The sequence below is a fragment of the Pseudoalteromonas sp. J010 genome (assembly GCF_003934235.1).
GTDB classification, from domain to species: Bacteria; Pseudomonadota; Gammaproteobacteria; order Enterobacterales; family Alteromonadaceae; genus Pseudoalteromonas; species Pseudoalteromonas peptidolytica.
The window spans coordinates 69077-93754 of sequence record NZ_RDBW01000017.1 but is presented as its reverse complement, the minus strand read 5'-3'; the positions used below and the strand labels follow the sequence as shown (position 1 = coordinate 93754).

The 24678-nt window shown below is 42.0% G+C and carries 23 protein-coding genes and 2 pseudogenes; 10 read left to right on the top strand and 15 right to left on the bottom strand.

Going from position 1 to position 24678, the window contains the following annotated elements:
* Positions 1–216: 216 nt before the first annotated feature.
* Complete coding sequence (locus EAG18_RS10870; RefSeq protein WP_125252402.1) at positions 217–603, top strand: energy transducer TonB; 387 nt, start codon at positions 217–219, stop codon at positions 601–603.
* A 521-nt stretch (positions 604–1124) separates the two neighbouring features.
* Positions 1125–1457: a hypothetical protein gene (locus EAG18_RS10865; RefSeq protein ID WP_125252401.1), complete on the top strand. Its 333-nt coding sequence runs from the start codon at positions 1125–1127 to the stop codon at positions 1455–1457.
* Between the two features lie 408 nt (positions 1458–1865).
* Here EAG18_RS10865 and EAG18_RS10860 read toward each other — a convergent pair.
* Together EAG18_RS10860 and EAG18_RS10855 are read right to left on the bottom strand one after the other, a co-directional pair.
* A pseudogene (locus tag EAG18_RS10860) lies at positions 1866–2309 on the bottom strand (DDE-type integrase/transposase/recombinase); the annotation flags it as partial.
* Between the two features lie 719 nt (positions 2310–3028).
* Positions 3029–3160: pseudogene (locus EAG18_RS10855) on the bottom strand (IS110 family transposase); the annotation flags it as partial.
* A 123-nt stretch (positions 3161–3283) separates the two neighbouring features.
* Here EAG18_RS10855 and EAG18_RS10850 point away from each other — a divergent pair.
* The 3 genes from EAG18_RS10850 to EAG18_RS10840 all read left to right on the top strand — a co-directional run bounded on the left by EAG18_RS10850 (position 3284) and on the right by EAG18_RS10840 (position 4878).
* Positions 3284–3637 (top strand): hypothetical protein, encoded by a 354-nt coding sequence (locus EAG18_RS10850; RefSeq protein ID WP_125252399.1) that lies wholly within the window; start codon positions 3284–3286, stop codon positions 3635–3637.
* A 118-nt stretch (positions 3638–3755) separates the two neighbouring features.
* Complete coding sequence (locus EAG18_RS10845) at positions 3756–4235, top strand: hypothetical protein (protein WP_125252398.1); 480 nt, start codon at positions 3756–3758, stop codon at positions 4233–4235.
* Positions 4236–4323: 88 nt separating this feature from the next.
* Positions 4324–4878: a hypothetical protein gene (locus EAG18_RS10840; RefSeq protein ID WP_125252397.1), complete on the top strand. Its 555-nt coding sequence runs from the start codon at positions 4324–4326 to the stop codon at positions 4876–4878.
* Positions 4879–5135: 257 nt separating this feature from the next.
* Here EAG18_RS10840 and EAG18_RS10835 read toward each other — a convergent pair whose 3' ends face one another.
* Positions 5136–6653, bottom strand: coding sequence for a winged helix-turn-helix domain-containing protein (locus EAG18_RS10835; protein WP_125252396.1), 1518 nt, complete (start codon positions 6651–6653; stop codon positions 5136–5138).
* 138 nt (positions 6654–6791) lie between these two features.
* Between EAG18_RS10835 and EAG18_RS10830 the strand changes: the two genes are divergently transcribed.
* Entirely contained in the window at positions 6792–8234 is a 1443-nt protein-coding gene (locus EAG18_RS10830; protein ID WP_125252395.1) for a serine hydrolase, read from the top strand.
* Between the two features lie 35 nt (positions 8235–8269).
* Here EAG18_RS10830 and EAG18_RS10825 read toward each other — a convergent pair whose 3' ends face one another.
* Entirely contained in the window at positions 8270–9898 is a 1629-nt protein-coding gene (locus EAG18_RS10825) for a methyl-accepting chemotaxis protein (protein ID WP_125252394.1), read from the bottom strand.
* Between the two features lie 617 nt (positions 9899–10515).
* On the opposite strand from EAG18_RS10825, the gene EAG18_RS10820 reads away from it, so the two are divergent.
* The 3 genes from EAG18_RS10820 to map all read left to right on the top strand — a co-directional run bounded on the left by EAG18_RS10820 (position 10516) and on the right by map (position 12017).
* On the top strand, positions 10516–10890 hold the full coding sequence (locus EAG18_RS10820) for a rhodanese-like domain-containing protein (protein ID WP_125252393.1): 375 nt from the start codon (positions 10516–10518) through the stop codon (positions 10888–10890).
* A 154-nt stretch (positions 10891–11044) separates the two neighbouring features.
* Positions 11045–11245, top strand: coding sequence for a ParD-like family protein (locus EAG18_RS10815; RefSeq protein ID WP_125252392.1), 201 nt, complete (start codon positions 11045–11047; stop codon positions 11243–11245).
* A 1-nt stretch (position 11246) separates the two neighbouring features.
* Positions 11247–12017: a type I methionyl aminopeptidase gene (map, locus tag EAG18_RS10810; protein WP_125252391.1), complete on the top strand. Its 771-nt coding sequence runs from the start codon at positions 11247–11249 to the stop codon at positions 12015–12017.
* A 163-nt stretch (positions 12018–12180) separates the two neighbouring features.
* Here the strand turns inward: map and EAG18_RS10805 are convergent, their stop codons facing one another.
* From EAG18_RS10805 to EAG18_RS10790, 4 genes are all read right to left on the bottom strand, one after another.
* Complete coding sequence (locus EAG18_RS10805; RefSeq protein ID WP_125252390.1) at positions 12181–12987, bottom strand: methyltransferase domain-containing protein; 807 nt, start codon at positions 12985–12987, stop codon at positions 12181–12183.
* Positions 12988–13007: 20 nt separating this feature from the next.
* The gene (locus EAG18_RS10800; protein WP_125252389.1) at positions 13008–13763 is read right to left on the bottom strand and encodes a Nif3-like dinuclear metal center hexameric protein; all 756 of its coding nucleotides are present in this window, start codon (positions 13761–13763) and stop codon (positions 13008–13010) included.
* A gap of 127 nt (positions 13764–13890) precedes the next feature.
* Positions 13891–14964, bottom strand: coding sequence for an efflux RND transporter periplasmic adaptor subunit (locus tag EAG18_RS10795; protein WP_125252388.1), 1074 nt, complete (start codon positions 14962–14964; stop codon positions 13891–13893).
* Positions 14965–14974: 10 nt separating this feature from the next.
* Positions 14975–18088: an efflux RND transporter permease subunit gene (locus tag EAG18_RS10790; RefSeq protein ID WP_125252387.1), complete on the bottom strand. Its 3114-nt coding sequence runs from the start codon at positions 18086–18088 to the stop codon at positions 14975–14977.
* Between the two features lie 291 nt (positions 18089–18379).
* On the opposite strand from EAG18_RS10790, the gene EAG18_RS10785 reads away from it, so the two are divergent.
* Complete coding sequence (locus EAG18_RS10785; RefSeq protein WP_125252386.1) at positions 18380–18844, top strand: hypothetical protein; 465 nt, start codon at positions 18380–18382, stop codon at positions 18842–18844.
* Between the two features lie 65 nt (positions 18845–18909).
* Here the strand turns inward: EAG18_RS10785 and EAG18_RS10780 are convergent, their stop codons facing one another.
* From EAG18_RS10780 to dinG, 7 genes are all read right to left on the bottom strand, one after another.
* On the bottom strand, positions 18910–19704 hold the full coding sequence (locus EAG18_RS10780; protein WP_125252385.1) for an NPP1 family protein: 795 nt from the start codon (positions 19702–19704) through the stop codon (positions 18910–18912).
* Between the two features lie 100 nt (positions 19705–19804).
* Positions 19805–19966 carry a pleiotropic regulatory protein RsmS gene (gene rsmS, locus EAG18_RS10775; protein WP_125252384.1) on the bottom strand — a complete coding sequence of 54 codons (162 nt, stop codon included), beginning with the start codon at positions 19964–19966 and terminating at the stop codon, positions 19805–19807.
* Entirely contained in the window at positions 19963–20235 is a 273-nt protein-coding gene (locus tag EAG18_RS10770) for a late competence development ComFB family protein (RefSeq protein WP_125252383.1), read from the bottom strand. The genes rsmS and EAG18_RS10770 overlap by 4 nt, the downstream gene beginning before the upstream one ends.
* Positions 20236–20263: 28 nt before the next feature.
* Complete coding sequence (locus tag EAG18_RS10765; RefSeq protein WP_125252382.1) at positions 20264–21169, bottom strand: histone deacetylase; 906 nt, start codon at positions 21167–21169, stop codon at positions 20264–20266.
* Positions 21169–21768, bottom strand: a complete 600-nt coding sequence (locus EAG18_RS10760; protein WP_125252381.1) for a primosomal replication protein — start codon at positions 21766–21768, stop codon at positions 21169–21171. Before EAG18_RS10760 ends, EAG18_RS10765 begins: the two co-directional genes overlap by 1 nt.
* Positions 21765–22544, bottom strand: coding sequence for a TSUP family transporter (locus tag EAG18_RS10755; protein ID WP_125252380.1), 780 nt, complete (start codon positions 22542–22544; stop codon positions 21765–21767). Before EAG18_RS10755 ends, EAG18_RS10760 begins: the two co-directional genes overlap by 4 nt.
* 2 nt (positions 22545–22546) lie before the next feature.
* Positions 22547–24616 carry an ATP-dependent DNA helicase DinG gene (gene dinG / locus EAG18_RS10750; protein ID WP_125252379.1) on the bottom strand — a complete coding sequence of 690 codons (2070 nt, stop codon included), beginning with the start codon at positions 24614–24616 and terminating at the stop codon, positions 22547–22549.
* Positions 24617–24678: the final 62 nt, after the last annotated feature.

Genomic DNA, 24678 nt, shown 5'->3' with positions numbered 1-24678 from the left:
GTTCAACAGACTCGCGGTACTAATGGCCACAAGACTATGGTGTGTATGGAAGAAAAGTATTTTGTACCAAAAGTTAATTATAAGAAAAGTTGTCGTGTTGGTAGCTAACAAGACAATTATAAATGGAACGTCTAAAGCTTGGCTTGCGCTCATGCTTCGCTAATTTTAGCCAAGCCTTTTCTGCCTCTTAAGGCGACGTTGGTCTCTGGAGGCATCGTGATTAGCACATTATTACTTGTAGCTGGTGTCCAGTTTGGTGTTACTAAAGCATGCAATGACCCTGACATTGAGTTTCTAGATGAACCTATTAGCATTGCTACATCAATTGAAGGTAAATCCAGTATTCTTGAGCCCAGTACAATACGGTTTAATTCTTCTTTGCCTTCGGCCTGTGCCTTAACAAATACAGAAGGTACCGTAGAATTTGATGTATCAAATGAAGGTAAAGTAATAAACCTTAAAATATTGAGTCTCAACCCAATTAGAATACACTCACGTGCAATATTAGGAGGGCTTAAAAAAGCAAAAGTCTTACCCAATGCATTTGGTACTGTCGGTAATAAAGTGCACGTTAAATACATACAGTTTAAAAAGAGAACATAACAAGTTAATTAAACAGTGAGATTTAAACCAGACACCCATTACTAATTTTTACTGTGAAACATTGAAAAAGCGACGGCGGATAAACCTAATAAACTGCGAGCGTTTGTTGGCTTAGCAAGGCGAACCTCCCAACTCGATAATCTATAACTGTTATATTTACATCGCTTTGTTATGCGCGATAACACGGTTTTAGTGTAGAGATACGCTCTAGTGCTAAAAAATAACCTATCGATGCACGTTGTTGACCAAAGTGATGCAAGTGCCTTCATTCGTTTTTACTTGACGTCCTCAGCTTGGGTATTAATAGTAATGGGTGTCACTTATTTTACATCACTTATTTTCACATCAATGAACTCTTGATGAGTATCTAAGCTAATGAAAAGTATGTTATGTTTAGTCATGCTAGCCTCTGCTATTTAGTTATTTGACAAACTAATTATGGCTCTGGCCTTAAGCTAACCCACGAAAATGCGGAGGCTAGCGCCGTGTGGGAGCCATTATGTCTATATGCCTAAAATACTATGAGATTTATTATTACTTTTTTAACTTTAGTTTTACTAAGTGCTTGCAGCGATTTCGAGCCGATAAAAAAAGTAGGTTATGCTAAAAAGCTTGATACTGCTGTTAATGAAAAGTGTTTTGAAAGGAAGTTTCTTGAACTCAAAAATTCAACTACTTATATTTTAACCGTAAAAACCGAAAAATCGGCCGGTAAGATAAAATCTTATGATTTAACCTTAGATGGTACTGAGTCAGATGACTCCCATGAGGTTTTCACTCCGGAGTCATTTAAATTATCGAAAGAGTTTATGAAAAGTGTAATTGAAAACTGCACCTATTTAAAAAGCATATAACAAGCCAATAAAGTGACAGGGCTGCTAACGCTTGGCTCAGTTCTACTTCGTTTCACAGTTTAGCCAAGCATTATTAGCCCCTTATTGGGGCGTTGGTCACAGGTGAATATCGTTGCAATGCCCAAAATGTAAATCCAATGTAGTCCCGAGAGAAGAGAAAGTGACATCTCAACACATAAAGCGGTTGTGCCCAGTTTGTGGTTACGAGTTTTTCTTTAGATTTAATTGGTTACGATTGATACTGTTCTATTCATTTTTTGCAATAATCATAGCTGGCTACTTCTTAGCATAGAATTGACCTATTTCCTTGAAATGGGGTTTTAGGGTACTGAAACTGCTGACAAGCTTTAACTCGTTATTTAACCCGAGTGAATCCCCGCGAGTTCATCGGAGACTAGTTTGTTTAAGTCAGGCTACTTTACCTGACTCTCTTAAATTATTATAGAAATCAGCTTCATATTGAGCTGGTGAAATATAACCAATTGAAGACAGTAAGCGTTGATTATTAAACCAATTCACCCACTCTAAAGTTGCGTATTCGACAGTATCAACATTTTTCCATTGTCCATTTCTTCGAATGATTTCTGCTTTAAATAAACCATTTATCGTTTCAGCCATTGCGTTGTCATAAGAATCTCCAACGCTTCCTATGGATGCTTGGATCCCCGCTTCTGCAAGTCGCTCACTGTATCTAATAGACAAGTATTGACTCCCTCTGTCGTTGTGATGGATCAATCCTTCTGTTTTACCACGATGCAAAATTGCTTGTTCTTACGCGTCAAGAATAAGCTCTGTGTGCATCGTTGTTGATACGCGCCAGCCCACAATGTATCGAGAAAATACGTCTATTACTAAGGGATTTAAACCAGACACCCATTGCTAATTTTTACTGTGAAACATTGAAAAAGCGACGGCGGATAAACTTAACAAACTGCGAGCGTTTGTTGGCTTAGCAAGGCGAACCTCCCAACTCGATAATCTATAACTGTTGTATTTACACCGCTTTGTTATGCGCTATAACCCGGTTTTAGTGTAGAGATACGCTCGAGTGCTAAAAAATAACCTATCGATGCACGTTGTTGACCAAAGTGATGCAAGTGCCTTCATTCGTTTTTACTTGACGTCCTCAGCTTGGGTATTGATAGTAATGGGTGTCACTTATTTTCAATAAAGTGCACGTTACGTACATACAGTTTAAAAAGAGAACATAACAAGTTAATTAAACAGTGGGATTTAAACCAGACACCCATTACTAATTTTACTGTGAAACATTGAAAAAGCGACGGCGGATAAACCTAACAAACTGCGAGCGTTTGTTGGCTTAGCAAGGCGGACCTCCCAACTCGATAATCTATAACTGTTATATTTACATCGCTTTGTTATGCGCGATAACCCGGTTTTAGTGTAGAGATACGCTCTAGTGCTAAAAAATAACCTATCGATGCACGTTGTTGACCAAAGTGATGCAAGTGCCTTCATTCGTTTTTACTTGACGTCCTCAGCTTGGGTATTAATAGTAATGGGTGTCACTTATTTTACATCCTTATTTTCCTTATTTTCATACTTATTTTCACAGTGACTTTAGCTGAAGAAATACGACCGAAATGAATGGGTTGTGCGTCTCGATTGTCTTCAATGTAGGCAACTTCAATGAACTCTTTATGAGTATCTAAGCCAATGAAAAGTATGTTATGTTTAGCCATGCTAGCCTCTGCTATTTAGTTATTTGACAAACTAATTATGGCTCTGGCTTTAAGCTAACCCACGAAAATGCGGAGGCTAGCACCGTGTGGGAGTCATTATGTCTACATTTACAGGAAGCTTTTATGAAAAATTTTAGTTTGGTTGCATTAATTACTCTGTTGACTGGGTGTGTCGCTGGTGCACCACCGTTAACTCCTCAACAACAAACAAATCTGGCTAAAATTCAAGTATTTAAAGTTGGTGAAACACCATCATTTAAATTTCAGGAACTTAGTCAAATAAAAGCTGCTGATTGTTCTGGCCCTAGTGGAACGAGATTGTATGGTGACGAAGGAAAGGCTATGGATGTACTGTTAGCAAAAGCAGCATCCGTAGATGCTAATGCAATTGTAAACGTAAGCTGTGGTAGCGCTCCATATGTTAATAATTGTTGGGTTGCTAAAATGTGTAAGGGAACAGCTGTAGTAGAAAAGTAAACATAACAAAGCAAATTAAAAGTGCGGACAAAAAACAGTTGGCTTTGTTCGTACCTCACAAATTATAGCCAACTATTTTTTGCCGTTTATTTGCGGCGTTAGGCAGTATGAGAAGGCTATGAATAAATCTGATTTTGGAAGAGTCTGTGAAGATTTTGTTGGTGAGCTGATAAAGTCAAAAACACAGCTGGAAGTTATTAATCTAAATGATAGGAAAGTGAATCACCCTAAGACTGATTTGGCTGTTATCAATTTAAAGTCAGGTGAAGAGTACCAAGTTTCTGTAAAAGCCAAGAAAGGAAACGTTTGGCCTGCTGTAAAAGGTATCGACAACGATGACCATTTCATCATTTTTGTTGATATTTATCGATTAGAAACTCCAGCTTTCTATGTGCTTAGCAATCATCAATGGCAGTCGGTATTAAAAAACATATTGCCTGAGCGAGAAGGCGGAGCTGAAATAAAGGATGGAGCTTTAGAGTGGAATTGGGAAGAAAATGGAAAGGCCAAAAAGTACCGAGGAAGCCAGTTGCGGGTTGAGGATATCTCGGATTATGTTAACAATTGGTCAGTCTTACCCAGCGCTGATATTGCCTAACAAGTACGTGTACTTGACCGCAAAACGCTTGCGGCGTTTTGTTCGCTTCGCCGGCAAGTGACGTAGACGTTATGCATAGGGAGGTCGAGTGAGTACAGTAGGCTGTAGATTAGATGAGGCAATCCAAAAAATAAGTGCTGGCGACTTGGAAAATGCTTTAATTCAGGTTTCGATTGCCATTGACGTAAGCTCAAAAAGAAAATGGCCGAAACAAAAGAAGGTTGGTGAACGCTATAAAAATTTCATTAGAGAACATGAGTCTTTAATCTATTTCATGTTATTGGGTATTAAAGGCGATACAAAGCCTCTTGTTTCATTCCCAAATCCTAATGGTGATCGGTATGATATTGCACACGTTTATTACAAGGCTGTGCGCAACGGATTACTTCATGACGGAAAAATTAGTGACAACCTATCTGTCGTAGATGAAAACGTATTAATTTACAAAGATGGGAAGATCACAATATCAAAAATGATTCTAATGGCTTTAATGCTTGCGGTGATCTGCGAACCGGTCAACTGCAATGAGAGACTAAGCAAGAGCTACACGGTCACTTTTACTAATGATATTGATATCAACTTAAATGATTTCTGGGGAAAAAGAGAGCTTTTATATCAGAAAATTGGTCATGATAAGGCATAACAAGGCCAGTAACAGCGAGCAATTTTTCCGTCGCTTTTTGGCGGCGCTAGCCCATAGAAACTGTTATACGAAATTCATCTAATACAGCTGACGACCTAGCTCGTCTTTGTCCAAATACGAGTTGAGTGAGCGTCTAATATCGCAATTAGATTTAAGATATTAATACGATTGGTATAAACTCGTTCGTTTTTTGCCCACCCCTAAGCAGGGTTATCTTTATCATTCGTCCCCACTTATCGTTAGATCATGTATCGTGGCTACTTTGGCGTGCGCTTAACCCTTCTCTTTAAGTTTGAGACATTGAGTTGCTGGATAATGATATCTATAAAGTGAGCTTGCTCTGCTGTGAGGTTGAAGGGTAATGCTTTAAACCTAAATTCATCACTAAACCCCAGTAATATAGCCTGTTTGAAATAGCGCTTGGCCTTAACATTGTGTTGATGGTAAAGGCTAATAAGACCAAGGCTAAATACTAACTCAGGATCTTGGTTACCAGCTTCAATGAGAGTGAGGATGTCATTTTGGTATCTGTTTATCAATTTAGGCTGAGCGGTGAGTAATGATAAATATAATCGGCTAAATAAAGCATATTTCCCTTGTTTTTCAACAGTCAGCGATAAAGTGTCAACGGCTTGTTTATGATGGTATTCACTAAGATAAGAAAGGGCGGTGAACCAATTTAGCGCTTGAGAATGTGAAGCTGTGCTGGCTAATACATTAAGTTGTTGAGTCGCTATTTTATGTTTTCCTTGTTGCTGCAAAAGCTTTATGTATTCCAGTTGCACCCAAGGAGATGCTTTTACTGTGGGACTTGCATTGTTATAAACGTTTTCAAACCACTGAGTCATATACATTTTGCGTAGGCAGTTGAGATAGGTAGCAACTATCTTTGGTTCGCTAGAGGAGCTTTCGTAGGCTTGGCGTGCTAACGGGTAGGCATTAATGGTATTGCCTTGTGACAAGTAGGACTCGGCTAAGTTTGCTTTAAGTAAAGGCCAGTCAGGCGTATCTGCGACCATGTCTGTGAGTTGTTGTTGTGCCAGACTATAGCGACCTTGTAGCGCATGGGCTTGAGCTTGAAGTCGCTGCGCTGATGGGCTGGTAGGGGTTAAATCCAGCGCTTTTTTTGCATTTATTAAACTTTGTTCGAGGGCATCTTCAGCTTGATTATATAATTTATAGTCATCCAGTAATGCGTGGCTTAAGCCTTTATAACTTTCAATTACAGCTGGCGAGGTATTAATGCTTTGCTGATACAGCGTGATGGCACGTAAATTATCTTCTGCGGTTTCCTGCGCAACATGTTGCTGCGCCACACTCAGCACCGTAACAGTGTTTTCTGCATGCTTTAATGTTGTGAGGAAGTATTGATAAATTCCTAACGCGAAGAGTAGGGCAAAACTAATTGCTGACACCGTGATAATCGAAAACCGTTTTGTGGTCGGCACCAGTGGCTGGTGATTCACTTTCTCTACAGTTGCACTAAGGCGGTATCCAAAGCTGCGTTCAGACACAATATACTCTGGCTGGATGGCATCATCGTTAAGCTGTTTTCTTAATCTCGCTATTTGTTTTTTTATTGCATCATGGGTCACTATTCGCCCAAGCCATACCTGCTGTTCTAGTTGCTGATAAGTCACAAGGTCGGGTGCATGTTCAATTAGGGTGAGCAATAATCTATGGCTCAGAGGTGTCAGTGTGTGACAGGTTTCATTATGGCTGATGGTGCGTGAACTGACATCAAAATGCCATTTTTGATTCAATTGATACTGCAATTTATAAATCCTATTTTTATTATTTTATTGATTTAAAAGCTTTTAATTTTTATGTCACTTAAAGTCACTCAAGCACACTAGCAAGCCAACAACAGATCCGTAGAGTAAGGTGTGTCATCATAATAAACAAGGATTTACATGAAAGTACTCGTTAATTTACAGTTGTTTTTGTATTTATTTTCCCTGTCTGCTGATGCAGCAGAGCCGTTACAACAGAAGCTAGATAGTTATATCGCGCAGTATCATCAAATTAAAGAGTTCGATGGTGCGGTTTTGATTGCGCAAGGGTCAGACATTTTATTACAGCAGGGTTATGGATTTGCCAATATTGAGTGGCAAATAGCAAACCAGCCCAGTACTAAATTTAAGCTTGCATCGGTGACAAAACAGTTTACGGCTGTTTTGGTTTTACAACAGGTGGAACGAGGTCGTATCAACCTCGATGCTAATATCGTTAGCTATCTGCCGGAGTATCGAAAAGATACTGGAAGGCAAATTACCATACGGCAATTACTTAATCATACGTCGGGTCTTCCTGATGTATTTAGACATCCAGAATTTCGTCGTGTACAAAGCCATAACCCTTACCACAGAGATGAATTTATCGAGATATTCTGCTCAGGTGACTTACTGTTTAACCCAGGCTCGGCATTTCGTTACAGCAATGCCGGTTACACCATACTTGGGCGGATCCTTGAACGTGTGACAGGAAAAAGTTACTGGCAACTACTTGAAACGCACATATTGTTGCCGCTTGATATGAAAGATACAGGGTTTGCCGACCATAAGAAATTAATTAAAGGCTTAGCAAGTGGTTACGATACGACGCTAGCGGGCGTAAAACACGCGGACTTTATAGATATGAGCGTGCCTTTTTCAGCAGGTGCAATGTACTCAACAGTGCAAGATATGTATAAATGGGACCGTGCGCTTTATCACGACAAGTTATTAACTCCAGAGCTAAAATCATTGCTGTTTATCCCCTCTAGCCATAGAAATTACGGCTTTGGTTGGGAAATAAACAAACAAAAAGTTGCGAACCAAACGAAAACACTGGTTCATCACAGTGGCGGAATTCCCGGGTTTGGCGCAAAGATCACAAGAGTGCTGGAAGACCAAACCGTGATCATTTTGTTGGACAATACAGGTGGTGCACCGCTTACAGATATGGTAAACGGCTTACTTGATATACTCGCGGGTAAAGCAGTGCAAGTTCCAAGGTTAAGTGCAGAGCGAACGCTGTTTGCAACCATTACTGCACAAGACGTTGCTGCAGCAATAAAAAGTTATCAGCAACAAGTGCATGAAGGACAGGGGTTTAGCGAGCGCCGACTAAACCGTTTCGGCTATAAATTACTTGAAGTTGGTGCTTACCATGCTGCTATCGAGTTTTTTAAGTTAAATGTTGCTGCACATCCAAAAAGTGTGAACACCTATGACAGCCTTGCAGAAGCGCATCTCAAGCAGGGAGATAAGAAAAGCGCACATGCTATTTATCAACAATTATTGCAATTAGACAGCCAGCATGAAACGGCTAGGGCATTTGTCGAGTCCAATCGTGGCGCCCAGCAATTGCCTTAGCTAAGCGCGACGAGAGTTGACGAAGATCTGCGGCCTTAGAGTGTGAATTTATCTACTTGTGCTTTAAGGTCATGAGCAAGTTTACTCATTTCATTACATGCAGTGGCCGTTTGATTTGCACCTTCGGTCATTTCAACCGCTGAATAGTTGATTGTCTCAATATTTTTGTTCAGCTCTTCTGAAACGACGGATTGTTGATGGCAGGCAGAAGCGATTTGTGTGCTCATGGCAGCAATACTGTCTATTTGGCTTTCAATTTGTTGGATCATGTTACCTGCGACTTCTGACTGCTCTACACAAAGTGCTATTCCTTGTTCACAGCTTTTGGTCGCGATACCCGTTTCTTTTGACTTGGTTTGTAGATCATTAACAATCTCTACAATTTGTGTGGTGGAATCCTGTGTTCTTTGTGCAAGAGAACGCACCTCATCGGCGACAACGGCAAAGCCTCGACCTTGCGCCCCAGCACGGGCGGCCTCAATTGCAGCATTTAAAGCCAATAAATTGGTTTGCTCTGCAATTTCTCGGATCACATCAACGACTACATTGATATTGTGAGAGTTCTTTTCAAGGTTATTGGCAAGCTCACCAGCTGAGGAAACGGTTTCTGCAACGTCTGAAATATGACTAATATTGGATTTAAGGGCACTGCTACCTTCTTTGGCTTTATCACTCGCTTGAGTTGCTGACTCAGCCCCCATTTCTGTACTTTTAGCCACTTCACTGATCGCAGCTTGCATTTGAGTCATTGCTGAGGCGACCGATTGTAATTCATTTTGCTGCGTATTCATGCCTTGTGCGTTTTGATAGGAAATAGCATTTACTTCTTCGACCGCAGCGGTTAGTTGAATTGCAGAGTCATTAATCATGGTGATTAAGGCATGTAGTTGCGCACGCATTTTTTCTAAAGACTGAGTCAGCAAGCCCAGTTCGTTGTTACCGAGATCTTCAAGTACAATCGCATGGTTTAGCTCGCCTCGAGCAATCTTACTTGCAAGTGAAACTGATACCGCTAACGGTGTTTTAATAGCCTTACTCAGCGCTAAACAAATCAGAACAATAGTTATTGCGATTAATAGGCCTGAGATAGCGAGTGTAAATAAAGAACTTTTTACAGCGGCAATAGCCTTGCGCTCAGACTGCTCTACGCTCTTATTATTCAGTGCTTCAAGCTCGGTTAGCTCTGACATGGCTTTAGCAAAAAGTGGGTAGCTATCTAAAATTATACGGTTTGCTTCGGTAGCGTTCCCACTTAAAATTAAACTTTCATAATGATATGTAGCGTCAGCATATCGTTGCCAAGCATAGATAAACTCATTAAAAAGTGCTTTTTCTTCCGTACTAACAGGCAATGATTTATATAAATTAACTTTATCATTTAATGACCTTTTTAGATCTCTTAAGATCTCTAGCCATTCACTAACTAATTCATTTTCTGGGTTTAAAGCCGTACTAAACTCATCCTTTCTTATTGTGGCTAAATCAATCTTTATATTCTTGACTGTCTCTACAGAAGGAATACTCGTTCTGACAATGTAGTTCAGGTTAGCGTTTATTTCATTCATACCCTTGTAGCTCAAAAGGCCCACGGTAACGAAAATGATAAAGACAGAGGTGAAACTTAAAACTATTTGATTTGCGATAGAGAGTTTTTTTACATTCATTAGTACAGCTCAATAAACCCATTTGCTTATGTTGAAATTTGATTTTGGATTATATTTTAATCTTTATAAAAATATGAAATTAAATCTTTTTTGCGAATGTTTTAAGTTTGTTCTTTTTGTTGATAAAAGCCTAAATTAAGCGTGGGTTTTTATGCGCAGTTTTGAACTAATTCTTCGAGCAATAAAAAGTAAACTGCTTTTATTTTGGGGTTTTTCTACATTTTTTATTGTTTTACTTTAATGCTAAGCAATCTTTTTAATGAAAAATTGAATGAAAATTCATGAGGTGATAAATGTTAAAAAACATATATAAGGGCTAAATTGATAAACAAAAAAGTGTCAACTTAGTGGGGTTCTGAGCTGACCGCTGATTTAACTCACCTGAATGTTGGTGAGGAGGAAAGTTAACGCGTTGATTTTTTTATTTATCTTAAATTACATTTTTGATCTTTGGTATTTCAGTGAGTTAACGACTGATCTTGAGCTAAAATTCTCAAGTATTGATAATGTGTTTTACAGTATTACCTGAAAATCTTTATAAACATTAGTAAATTGTGTGACATTACATTTTGTTACGGTATGTCATGGTAGAAATGATAGCGATAAAGAGGATTGCGATGAAAAAATTGATTATTGGCCTACTCATTTTTGTAAGTAGTACCTGTTTGGCTCAGTCAACAGACAAAATCACACAGCATCAGCTGTTAGTGAATCAGATGTCTGTTTCACCATTTACCATTATTGATGTGAGAAGCGCAGCCGAGTTTAGCGACGGACATATCAAAGGTGCGATTAATATACCGTTTGATGAAATTAACCAACACCAAGAGGCACTCTCAAAGCTGCGTGGTGACACTTTGGTGGTGTATTGTCGCTCAGGACGCCGTGCAGGTATTTTTATCGAGGAGCTGCTGCCAAAAGGGTTTAAATTGAAGCATTTAGAGGGAGATATGCAAAAATGGCAAGCATCGTCTATGCCGATTGTGAACTAACACCTTTTCAGCGCTAAGGCTCATCTCAACTGCAATAAATATGAAGGCCAATCCATATGGCTACTGTGGTAGCCATAAAACAAGGTTGCGCTTGGTACAGCTGTTAGTTTAAAGTACTATACGATTTATATATGTTTCATAGTTGGTTTATATCGTGGGTATAGTCAAAATCTCAGATGAATTACATGATGAAGTACGTGAGGCAAGCACGGTTATGTCTCGTTCAATCAATGCACAAGCAGAGTTTTGGATGAAAGTAGGGCGTCTGGCTGAGGAAAACCCCACCATGACATTTATTGAAATCATTGCAGCAGAAAGGCAACGCGTTAAGGCGCGAGAATACCAAGGGAAGTAGTATGCAGCAGGTAACAATCAAAACAGCCGATGAAATTGAGCTGATGCGTGAAAGTAGCAGTTTACTTACGCGAGTGTTTGACTATATCGATAGCTGGATTGAGCCCGGTATTTCTACGCTGGAGATTAATGACAGAGTACACAACTTTATTGTGGATAAGCTAAATGCACGTCCGGCAAGTTTAGGTCAATATGGTTATCAATTTGTGCTCAATAGTTCAGTGAACGAGGTTGTGTGCCATGGCGTACCGAGTAAATCGCAACTGCTGAAATCATCAGATATCGTGAACATCGATATTACTTTAGAGAAAAATGGCTTTATCAGTGACTCTAGCAAAATGTATGTGATGCCTGAAGCGCTGTTACCAGCGAGAAGACTCGTTGAAACAACCTACCAAGCAATGTGGGCTGGGATCCGCATAGTAAAACCTGGCGCTAAGCTTGGCGATATTGGTGCGGCGATCCAGCACGTTGCAGAGCAAGCAGGGTATAGTGTGGTGCGAGAATACTGCGGCCACGGCATTGGTAAAGAAATGCACGAAGGCCCCAATGTTTTACACTACGGTAAGCCAAATACAGGCATGGCCCTAAAACCGGGGATGACCTTTACCATAGAGCCGATGATCAACCAAGGCAGTGCTAAAATTAAAACCAAGAAAGACGGTTGGACGGTAGTGACACGAGATAAAAAACTCTCAGCACAATGGGAGCATACCGTACTGGTAACCGAGCAAGGCTATGAAGTATTGACACTTAGAGCAGAGGAAGTGTAAGCCACGGGCGTGCTTACACTTGTATCAATTAATCTTAATACTTGCTCAATTTGAAGTAACAAAGCTGACGCTAACATTTTGCCATGCCTATTGCGTAGATACCTTGGCGATAGCAGGACGCGGCAGCGGTGTTATCGACAAGGTTTTCTCGCCTCAAAATAGATTACTTTATTGGTATTAACATCAGGTGAGTATACCGACCAATAGAGGCGTATGGCTCTTGGCGATTGTATTTAAGCTCTAACTCAAGCAAAGCATCAAAATCATCATCAGCATTGTTAAGCTCTCTTAAGTAGTCATGAAAACAGCGTACACCGGTTTTTTGCGCGATAGTTAGCTTAGCTGCTTCTAGCCAAGCCGCCATGTCAGCTTGTTTGATTGGGTTATTTGGGCTGAGTCCTACCTTTTGTTTAACCTTGAGCCCCTTTTGCACATAATCAAAGTTACCGTAGACCATGTTTGCCATTAAATGTGCCTCGTGATTGAAATACATCAAAGAAAGTGCTCCACTTGGTGACACTTGCGCTTTGAGTAAATCAATCCCACTTCGTTGGTCAACTAGCCATTCTAGTACTGCGTGACACATGACCAAGTCGAATTGCCCTAAGCTCAGTTGTGCTATTTCTTGTAATGGCGCACGGATAAAGCGCATCCGCTCACACAGTCCCGCTTCATTTGCCCGAATTCTGGCAAGTTCAAGCATCTCGTCAGAGATATCGATAACGGTAACATGGTGCCCAAGCGCCGCTAAGTAAAGTGCTAACTGTCCTTGACCTCCTCCCACATCGAGCACCCGTTTATCAGTTGCGTGACCAAGCCAGTCAAGTTGCGCATGCAGGTCTCGCTGTAACACCGCCTCTCTGATCTTCCCTTTGTTGGTTCCATAGATGTTATTTTTAAACTTATGTGTAAGTTCACCAAAATTTCTATCTGATGGGGCAGGCTTACCTTGATGTTTTCTTTTCGCCATATTGCAATATTTACTTGTACTTAAACCGGATTGTCGATATCGACGAACTCAACATCGAGGTTGTATTGCGCTGCTAAATATTCGCCGAGCGCCTTGGCACCGTAGCGTTCGGTGGCATGATGTCCGGCGGCGATAAAGTGTATCTGCTGCTCGTTCGAAGAATGGATCGTTTGCTCTGACGCCTCGCCCGTGAGGTAGGCATCTATACCTTGACTTGCTGCAAGGTCAATAAAGCTTTGTCCACCACCAGTACACCAAGCAATGGTGTGAATAAGATGCTCGCCAGCGATGTTTAACAGTGGTTTACGGCCAAGTCTTTCTTCAACAAGTGCTGCAAAATCCGTTGCAGTCATTGGTGTTGTTAGTTTGCCTTTAACAGCGACGCTATTTTTATTCCATGGCTCAAGCGGCCTTTCAATTTCAAGCCCTAACAATTTACCAAGCTGAGCATTATTGCCAAGTTCCGGATGAACATCCAAAGGAAGGTGGTATGCAAGCAGGTTAATATCATTGGCAAGCAACGTTTGTAGCCTACGCTTTTTCATGCCGGTTACACATTGGTCTTCGCCTTTCCAGAAATAACCATGGTGAACCAAAATAGCATCAGCGCCGCGTGCAACTGCTGCGTTAATTAAGGCTTGGCTTGCGGTTACACCTGTAACTATTTTTTGGATTTCCGCTTTCCCTTCTACTTGTAGCCCATTTGGACAATAGTCATTTATTTGAAAAGGTTTTAGCAGTTCTGTTAATTGGTTCACTAATTTGGTTCGTTTCATAACACCCCCTAACGGTTAGATGGTGCTAGTTTACCTGTTTTGTGATGAGATCAAAATTGAGGGGAAGTAAAAGAAAAATGAGCCGCTCATCCTTGAGTGGGCTCATTGGGCTAGTAAACCGGCTTAGTTACGGGTTGGTAACTTCAACATCTTGACCTGTTTGAAGTCGCTCAGCACCACGAATAGCAACCTTATCGCCAGCGCGTAGGCTTTGCGCTTGACGAGGAATAACTTCGACCCATTGGCCTTTTCCATTGCCAATGGTAACGGGAATTTGCTCGGCTTTATTTTGAGCATCGATTTTAACCACATGAGAGCCTTGTTTTCGCAGTATGAGGGCATCGCGATCTACCAAGAGCGTCGGCTGTTTACTGCTGAGCGGCACAGTAACATCAACAAGTTGACCGATTGCCCAGCTATGACTTTGCTCAGCTGTAATGGACGCGCGCACCTCAACAGTTTGTGAGCGTGGATCGGTTGATGGGATCACCGCAGTAATGGTGGCAGTAGTATGTTCAGGGTGTGATAAGTCGCCAGCCTGAATGGGCAATTCGATGCCTTGGTGTAAAAACTTAAGGTACTTTACCGGAACATAAAGGCGAGCTTCAAGGTGGTGAATATCTAAAATTGTTACCAGCTCGTCTGCACGATTAATTTCTCTACCAGCACGTTTGAAACGCTCACTGATCACCCCATTGAATGGGGCGCGAATAGTGGCTCTTGAAAGCTTGTCTTCTATGACGCGAAGTTCAACTTCTGCCAGTGCAATGTCAGACAGGGCCAAATCATGTTTATTCTGTACTTCATCAACCTGGCTTTCTGCGGCGCTACTGGTTGTAGCTAGCTTCTTTAACCGTGAGAGCTCTTGTTGATATAAGCGTAAATTAATTTTTGCACGCTTGAGTAGCTCGGTCTGCCTTGCCTTGTCAAGCTCTAACGGTAAAGTATCCATTCTGACCAGTACTTCGTCTTTGGTTACGGTTGTGCCTGGCTCGACCACATAGAGTAATCTGCCGCTGACGCCAGAAGTGAGGGTCACATCGTTTTTGCCATATAGCGTACCACTTACTTCAATTTCATGGGTTAGTGGCGCTTCGGTCACTGCTTTGGTGCTTACGGGGACAACCGCATAGATTTGTGGCGCAATAATACAAGTACAAAGTGCCAATGTTTTAACGGTCTGTTTTATTAGGTTCTTCATGTTATTCTCACTATCTACTGAGCCGCGACTGAGCTAAGGGAGCTTTGGTTACTTGCTGGTTGCCTTGGCAAGGCGGAGTTTTTCGCCCAAGCTGTAACAAGCTTGGCATGAGCACTAAAGTAAATAGCGCGCTGATTGCCATCCCACCTACGATAACAGTGGCAAGACCACGGTAAATTTCAGAGCCTACTCCAGGCATAAGCATTAGTGGCAGCATACCGAACAAACTCGTTAGCGTACTTAAATATACTGGCCGCGCTCTTAGCAGTACCGCTTGCCTTACTGCGGTTTCTCGACTCATGCCTGAAGCCATGGCAACCCGAGTTTGGTCGACCAATAGAATGGCATTATTGACAACCAGCCCAAGCAGAATAATAAAGCCAATCATGGTCAGTAAGTCTAACGATTGGAAGGTAAATAGGTTCAATATATATAGTGCCAGTACACCACCGGCAATCGCTAGGGGCATAACTAGTAACACCAGTACGCTATCTTTTGCAGATTTAAATAGAGCTGTCATTAATAGGAATAAAATAAACAGTGCCAACACAAAGTTGAGCGCCATTTCGGCCATTGCAGAGTTCATCTTCTGGGCGTTTCCGGCCAAAATCACACCAGCGCTATCAGGCATGCTTGCTCTAACTTTAGGCATAACTTGCTCAGTCAAAATAGTCTGAACTTGTTGCAAGCTCATGTCAGCTGGTGGAGTGACAACGATGCTTACTGTTCGGCGACCATTTACTCGCCGTAACTGAGTTGGACCAACAGTACGCTCAATATTGGCAAGTTCACCAAGCGTTTGAATACCAGAATGTGGAGTTACTATGGGTAATGCCTTCAGCTCTTCTGGGTTCTTCCATGGAATACCGCGTAAGATGACATTCATACGTTCGTTACCATCGAAGTATTCATTGATAAATAAACCTCCAGTGTAAGCTTGAACGGCCTGCGATACATCGCGACGTGTTAACCCCGCTTGCGTGATACGGCGATCGTTTGGTGTAAGCCTTAGCTCTGGCTCAGCCATGTCTAAGCGCGGCTGAGGCCTAGCTGTTGCTTGTGGCAATGCCTCTTTTACGGCTCCTAACGCAACTTCAGCGCCTGTAATTAAGTCATCCATATTTGGGCCGGTGATATCAATATTAATGTCGCGGCCGTCACCACCATTGGCTACCTGGATCATTGAGCCTCGAAAGAAAAAGACTTGCGTATCGGGCAGGTCAACAAAAATTTCCTCTCGCGCTACTTTCATCAATTCTTCGACACGCTGCGGATCGGCAGAATAAATAAACCCCCCGGCGTTAGAGCCAAAAGCATAAAAGTTAAAATCTTTTATTCCGGGCTCCTTTGCGCCCTCGTAATATGGCATCAAACGCTTTTTTACTCTCAGTAATAACTCTTCTTCCATAAATTGGACATTACCACCAGGAGGCGTTACTAAACTGAAGAAGAAGCCATCTGTTGGTGCTCGGGGCATAAAGTCAGTTTTTGGTAGCATGGTCATTGTTGCAACCACCGAGCCACCAAGTAACACCCCAATCCAAGTGAGTTGCTTAGTTCGGCTATTGGTCAATTTCATGATGAAGTTCGTGAGTTTTTGCCAGTATTGGTGGTAAGGGTCTGTTTTTATTTCACTGTCAGGCCAAAGATGATTGGCAAGCGGAATGAGTGTGATGGCGCAGAGCATGGACGCAATAACCGCAATAGAGAGTGTCAGTGCTAAATCCGAAAACAGCTGCCCTTCAATACCGGCCATAAAGAGAATAGGTAAAAAGATGGCTACACTTGTAGTCGTTGAAGCAAAGAGCGCGCCAGTCACTTGCGCCGCGCCCTTTAGTGCGGCCTTTTTACTATCAAACCCCTCGGTGCGAAGCCGTGCTATATTTTCCTGCACTATGATGGCAGCATCTAAAACCAACCCCACAGCAAATGCAAGTCCCGCAAGAGAGATCACATTAAGGCTACGGTCAAAAATATTAAGTGCGAGAAATGCCACCATCAGGGAAACAGGAATCGTTGCCGCTATAACAAAAGTAGCTTTAACCCCTCTGAAAAATAGCCACAGAATTAAACAAGAAAGCAGCACGCCAAGACCTAAATTTCCTTTCACTAGTGACAGCGCGTTTCGGATATGCACTGAGGCGTCAAAGCTCAGTTCGATAGACAGACCATTTTCTGCTAAAGGACCTTGATTTAACTCATTAATGGCTCGGTTTATCTCATCTAACAATGCCACGGTATTGGCTTCATTTGCTCTTGAAATTCGGATGTAGTAGGCGGGTTTACCGTTGCGCCCACTCATACCTAGCCGGTCTGAAAAGGTGCGCTCGACACTGGCAATATCCCCCAAATATATGGGTCTATCACCGGAGTAACCAACGCGCATTTGTGCCATATTTGAAAGGTCGTATTGGCCTGTAAATCTGACTGTATATTGGCGTCTTCCAACATTGGCAAGACCGCCTGAGGTATCCCTAGAGCTAGCTAAAACATTACTAATTTGGTTTAGGCTAATGCCCAATGCTGCGGCCTTGTGAGGGTCAAAAGTAATGCGTAATTCTTTGGGGCGCTCGCTGGCAAGGTCGACTCTGGCAACCCCAGGAATACGGGCAAGTCTTGGCTCGATAAATTCATCTATTTGTTTTTGAAATTGCGCCATATCGAAGTCGAGACTATCTGAGTGATAGTCTTTGGGCGTGACGAGTAAAGTGGCCGCGGCTTCGCCATTGTTGCCGCCAGCAAAAACTACAGGATCAATCGCATCTAAAGGTAATGGCGGAGCTTGATTCAAGCTAGTTAATACGTCCAACATGGCTTGCTGCATATTCGCACCAACAGCGAAGGTGAGCGTGATAGAACCATTCCCCCGATTAATATTGGTGTTTATCTCAAGTGCGCCTGGGGTATTTTTAACTGCATTTTCTAGCGGTTCAATTATCACTGACTCAATTTCTTCTGGAGCAGCCTGGCGCCATCCAGAAAAAATAGTGATTTGAGGTTGCTCTATATCTGGTGTTAACTGTATGGGGAGTTTAAAAATACTTAACATTCCAAACAGCATTATAAGTACCAGAATGACAATTACACTCGCTGGATTCTTAAGCGAACTACGTGTTATGTTCATTGCTATACTTCCAATCTTGCTTTTTTTGCATTGTAGTGTGATGTAAAAAAAGTGCCAGTAAAGTAAATCTTACGTTTTTCGAAGTTAGCGTCCAATCGGCGAAAATAAGCGATAAAGTGCATTCTCGTAATACCTTGTAACGCTTTTTTATAGATTGAAAAACTTTTTGATCTGGAATAAACCCGATAGAACTTTGACTAGCACAGAGCTATTAAGTCGTTAAACTAGGGCCAGCGCGATCAGCTCTTTGCAATAGTGTTGATTAGTTAATGAAGTATAAAAGGAGAGTTTATGTTTGTAGCGTTAAAATGGGATCATATTATTGGTGCACATTTTGTTCAGTGGATAGTAGTGGAATGTGGTGGGGTAACGGATAAGTTTGGCCTGCCACAGGCATTACCGCCTAGACGTGATGTCGCTTATTTCACTGATCCACTTTGCGCAGAACAAGATGCGAAGCATTTTGCTGACTATAAAAATGCTCAGCTGGCTAAGCCGATGAGTAAAGCATATTCGCCAAATTTGAGCGATCATCATGGTTTTTGTCATTATGCGTGGGATCATACCTATTTAGGTGAACTGATAAAACACGCGGTACTATACTGGGAAGACGGCAATCATCTCTCACCACAGCCACATCGAAGTGATATTGCGTATTTCACTGATCCCAATAGCAGTGAGGTAGACAGTATCTTTTTTGCGCAGTATAAATTGACGCAAGCTCGTCAGAATACACCTTCGGAAACGATGTCGTAATTGGTATGGAAGCCACAGGCTAAGTGCTTTTGAAGCACATAGCCTGTGAGATAGTTCAGTGTAATCTATCTAGAGGCATCAATATCGCTTTGCGTAAAGGTAGGGTAACCCTCAGGTTTAAAACGATTTAAATTATTAAGAAAGCGACTATCTTTTACTGGTAAAGTCGCAGAGCCGTAGTCATATTGATTCAGCTTATCACGTAAGTCTATATTTGAGATGTTGTCGCCAGTCATGTGATACCAACTTATTATCGGAGGGGTTACAAAGCGGTGATAACCATTTTCAGCAATCTCATTATGCTTGGCAAAACGAAGTGCATGCGTCAGTATGCCATCCTTATGATAGACAATCTTTAAATGACCATTTTCAAATGGCAGCTCTTGAGCCGGTTTCGTAAATAGATCGCCATGAGCGCTATAGCTTCCGTGTGTGACTAACCCATTAAGTGTCCACACCGCTGCATATTCCCAGTCGTGCCGGTGACCTCCGCCAAAATAATCAAATACCTGATCTTTCTTAAAATAAAGTGCATAAAAGTGGCCACAATAATCACCGTTTTCGGTCGTTTTACAGGCGTATCGATGCACCGTATTTGAGGTATTTAAAAATTGATTGTCGCGGCAATCACCAGTGATACGTCCAGAAGTTTTTAACCCCGAGTTTTGTTCGCCGGTTCGGCTTATCCCAGCACTTGGGAGGCAACCGTCACCATCAAAATCAAATACTGGCTCTGTACCGTTAATGACGTAAGGGGCGGGGAGTGCTTCATCTAAGGCTATGAAATCATGAGCCTGCGCTATTTGCACGCCAGCAAGCACAATCGCAAGAGATAAAAGAGGTTTATATGGTGTTGTCATATCGCTTTCCTTAATGGGTATAATTGGCGTTAGCAGCTGCTAGCGCCGAGATTAGGATCCAAGATTATCGCGGAAGTATGACTTGATTGTATATAATGTGTTAAGTTTTTTGTTCTGGATTTAATTTCTTTTTGAAATCAGACTGAACAATCTCAAGTGCAGCGAGCACTTCTTCAGCAGGGATCTCATGCTGTTCAAGCAACATGATAAGATCAATGGCGAGCTTTACATGGGTTGGAGCTTGTTCTAACGGAGTACTCATTCTTGAAACTGCTTCTTTTTGGCGATTTGGGCAACAGCAAATTCGATGGCGACGTCAACTGCCTTTTCCATTTTTTCTCTTTCTGGTTGCGGGAGGTAAAACTCCATATCTACATCATAGCGAATATAACGTGAAGGTAGCTGATTTAATACAGTGCAGCAAAAATCAGCCATAACATCTTCATCATAGACTTTATCTAGTTTACGACGAACAATATGCTCAACAACCAGCTTTTCGTAATAATTATGTATATCGTCATGTAATTTCATACCGCCTCCTGCACATTCCTTTTTTAGTTTATATCATAATAGCGGGGTTACCTAACAAAGCCAAAAAGGTTTGTTGATGTACATCTATAAGTTGGTCGATGTTTCTTTGATAGCCACCACCGAGCGCGATAGCTAAGGGGGTATTTTGTGTAACGGCACAGTCAATTACAATTGAATCACGGGTGTATACGCCCTCGAGCGAGATATTGAAGTGGCCTAATTCATCGCCATGGTAAATATCTGCACCAGCATTATATAAAATGATATCTGGCTGATGTATACGTGTAGCTAGCGTTATCGCTTCTTGAACAGTTTCAAGGTATTGCTTGTCTTCTGTTCCTACCGGTAATGCAAAGTCTAAATCTGAATTGGGCTTGATCCTTGGGAAGTTGCTTTCACAGTGAATAGAGCAGGTGACAATATCATCACGTCCTTTTGCTAGGGCTGCGGTGCCGTCACCTTGGTGGACATCACAGTCAAAGATCAGCACTTTCTCAGCTTGCTGTTGTGCAATTAAGGTCGCGGCAACAACAACCCAGTCATTAAAAATGCAAAAACCACTGCCAAACTCACGATGTGCATGATGATAGCCGCCACTTAGGTTGGCTGCAATGCCATGCGTTAGTGCATACTCAGCTGCTGCTAAACTGCCACCCAAAGAAATCAAGGTACGCTCCACAAGTTGTCGGCTCCAAGGAAAGCCCATTCTCTTAATAGCTTTGTCGCTTAGGGTACCTGCTAAAAAGGCATCGACGTAACCGCTGTCATGGCAAAGAAGGAGTGCATCGCGGGTAATTTTTTGCTCAGGCTGCTTGATATGCTCGGCAAACTTGTTGTTATTTAATCGTTGATATAATTTTTGATATTTGCTGATTGGGAAGCGGTGATGCTTTGGTAAAGCTAGGGCGCTGTAAATTGGGTGGTAGTAAAGCATTATCGATTTTGACTTTTTTCTACTTCTTGAATTTTTTGCTCGGTGGCCGTAATGGCTTTTCTGCAACGACCAAGGCGAGCATGGAGGGCTAAAATTTCGGCGTTAAGCTTAGCAGCTTCATTGCCGTTCGCCTTGTCCATTTGTAGCCTTCTCAGGTCTATCATTTCTTGTAATCTACGTTCAAACTCATGATTTTGCGAGAGCTCTTGATATAATTCATGAGAGGATTGCATGATTTTTTGTACGGCTTTTTTATAAACTTTGGCCTTCTTTGGAGTGTTGAGTTTATTTTCTTTGGCCCATACAGGGGTTGATTTTAATACTTTTAACACCGCCTCCATCTGCGAACCTATCCGCTCTATTGCAAATGCAAAAGCGTGACGTTGCTCGCTAGGTGGCAGGTGAGTCATTGCTTCTGAGATCTCATCAACATAATCACTGAGCTTTAAGCTTTTGGTTCGAAACACTCGAGTATCGAATAAGCTCGGTTGCGCCTGCATATAGCGGTTCTTATCAAACCATTTGGCAGCATCAAATTGTACGGCTTGTTGTTTCAAGCGGCTAATTTGCTGTTCTAGTTTGATAAGCCCCACACTCATGAAAAATAAGCCTCAATAATAAGCTTGCCAGCAAGAATAATGACGACGGTATTAAATAACGGTTTGATCAACTTGTTACCAAATTTTATGGCTGAGTGTGCGCCAAGCCATGCGCCAAACATTAAAAATGCCCCCATGGTTACACCCAATAAAAAGTTTACGTGTCCCAAAGCGACAAAAGTGATCAATGAAATAAAGTTAGAAACAAAGTTCATTGAACGAGCAAGGCCGCAGTTCAACAGCAAGCTCATTTTATATAGCATGCTGTTTGAAGCCGTCCAAAAAGTACCAGTCCCTGGTCCTGCCATACCATCGAAGAACCCGAGAGACAGACCTTGAGCCCACTGTTTTATTTTTAGCGCTCGATTAGCTTCGGGCAATGTATGTGAATCGGTTGGGCTTAGTTTGCCGACCAAGCTGTATATTGCAACAACAATAATAATGATAGGTATCAACTTATTTAAAAACTCGATACTAAGAAAATCGACCAGTAGAGTGCCCAATACCGCGCCTATAGCAGTCGCAATAGTGGAACCTATCCAAAAGCTAGGCTTAAACAGCTGCTTTTTATAGTAAGTAAAACTGGCCGTAAGTGAGCCAAAACTGGCGGCAAGTTTATTGGTGCCCAACGTTAAATGTGGTGGAAGTCCGGCTGTCAACAACGCGGGCACAGTTAGTAGTCCACCGCCCCCAGCAATAGCGTCAATAAATCCAGCAGCCAGTGCGACTAAGCAAAGTAACCCCCATGTAGTGGGTTCTAACGCGAGTTCAAACATTATTAATCAATTTGCCTTTTGTAAGGTGGCAGAGTATCGAGCATGGCTTTACCATACCGCTTGGTAACCAAGCGTCTATCTAAGATGGTGATACGGCCGGAATCTGATTCTTTGCGCAGCAGTCTACCACAGCTTTGTACTAATTTCTTCGCAGCATCAGGCACTGTTATAGATAAAAATGGATTGCCGCCTTTACTTTGTATGAACTCGGCTTGCGCTTCCTCAATAGGTGAGGTGGGGACGGCAAAAGGGATCTTGGTTACAATAAGGTTTTCTAGGTACTTGCCGGGGAGATCTAAACCCTCGGATAAACTCTGCGTGCCAAATAAAATACTGCCACGACCCAAGTCGATATTGGCTTTATGGCGGGTGAGCAAAGCATCACGAGACAACTCCCCTTGTACTAAAATATTAAGCTTTTTGCTTCTTAGCTTTTCTACAACGTGATTCATTTGCCAATAAGATGCAAATAACACAAGGTTTGCTTTATTCGTATCTAGATAATTCGGTAGCGCTTCGCCAAGGTAATCGCTAAATGCTTTATCGGTTGGATCGGTTGGTGTTTTGGGCAAATGCAAGGTGGCTTGATTTGGATAATCAAATGGAGAATCTGCTTTGATATATTTAACCCCAGGTTCTTTTGCCAAGCCACTTTCATGAGCAAAGTGGTCAAAGTTGCCCAGTGCACTAAGTGTTGCTGAACACAACACGGCACCTGCACATTCTCGCCAAAGATTATCTTTTAGGTAATAGCCTACTTCAATAGGGCAGTCGCACAACAGGTGGTCATGATGATTTTTGTATTCTAAACGCTTAATCCATCTTGCATGGGGGACGCTTTCTCCCTTTTTCGCATAGCTGAACCACAATTTATTCAGCTGCTCTAAACGATTTATATACTGGCCACTTTCAACAAGCAATGGATCTGCTAAAAATGCTTGTACATCACCATCAGAGACATCCCCAGATAAAGCATCGTGCATTTTTGTGAGGCAGCGTAGTGCGTCTTGCGTAGCATCAGCAATATCTTTTGCTTTTACTGTTAGGCTTTCAGGCACCTCTCCATGGCTAAAACGATAGGTGTCATCATCATTGTAAGTAAAATCACTTTGATCGAGAATATCTCGTACTGCTTTTAGATATTTCGCGGCGTCATTGGCGGCATCATTTAACTTAAAGTTTTGTCCTATGGCCTTTTGTGAAACCACAGTGTTGGCCATTTTCCCACTAAACTTGAGGAGCTTTTCAAGCCACTCAATAGTCCCCTTAATTGTTGCAGCAGCAGAGGAAAAATCACGGGTGATATGGGGGAGGTGATGGGCTTCGTCTATCACATAAAAGGTGTCTTCAGGTTCAGGTAAAATAGTCCCGCCACCTAACTCAAGATCTGCAAGTAGTAACGCATGGTTTATTACCAACACATCCATTTGTGCGATCTTCTGTCTTGCTAAATGAAAAGGGCACAAGTGATGAGATTTTAGCTGACGTTGGCAAGCATGTTTATCGCAAGCAATGATGTTCCAGACTTTGTCAGGAATGGTATCTTCCCAACTATCTCGGTCTCCTTGCCAGCGTTTTTCTTGGTAAGCGAGGGCAAGCTCTCTTAAACAGCTTTGTTCGGCTTTTGATAATGGACTACTGGTTGTCGGCATCATGGACAACTGCATTTCATCATCACTTACCGCTGCCATAAGCTTTTGTACACAAATATAGCGCTGGCGACCTTTAACCAAATCAAACTTAAAATCCAAACCCGAATGAGCCTGCAAAAAAGGCAACTCTTTGTTGATGAGCTGTTCCTGTAAAGCCACCGTTGCCGTTGAAATCACAAGCTTTTTTTTGCTAGAAAGTGCAACTGGTAGCGCGCCTAACAAATACGCGAGAGATTTGCCGGTGCCGGTTCCAGCTTCGATTACACATATACGTTGAGTTCGATGATAATCGCCACTCAGCGTTTTGGCTATTTCGGCAACGAGATAGTTTTGGCTCGGACGCGGGCGAAAGCCATCTAAAGCAGACGCTATTTGCTGATGTGCTTGACGGATGGTTTTTTTTAATTTGTCTGAGAGCATAATGTATCTGGCCTAGTGTGCAAAGATGGAACAAGCCTACCACTTGAACTAAAATTGTGTTT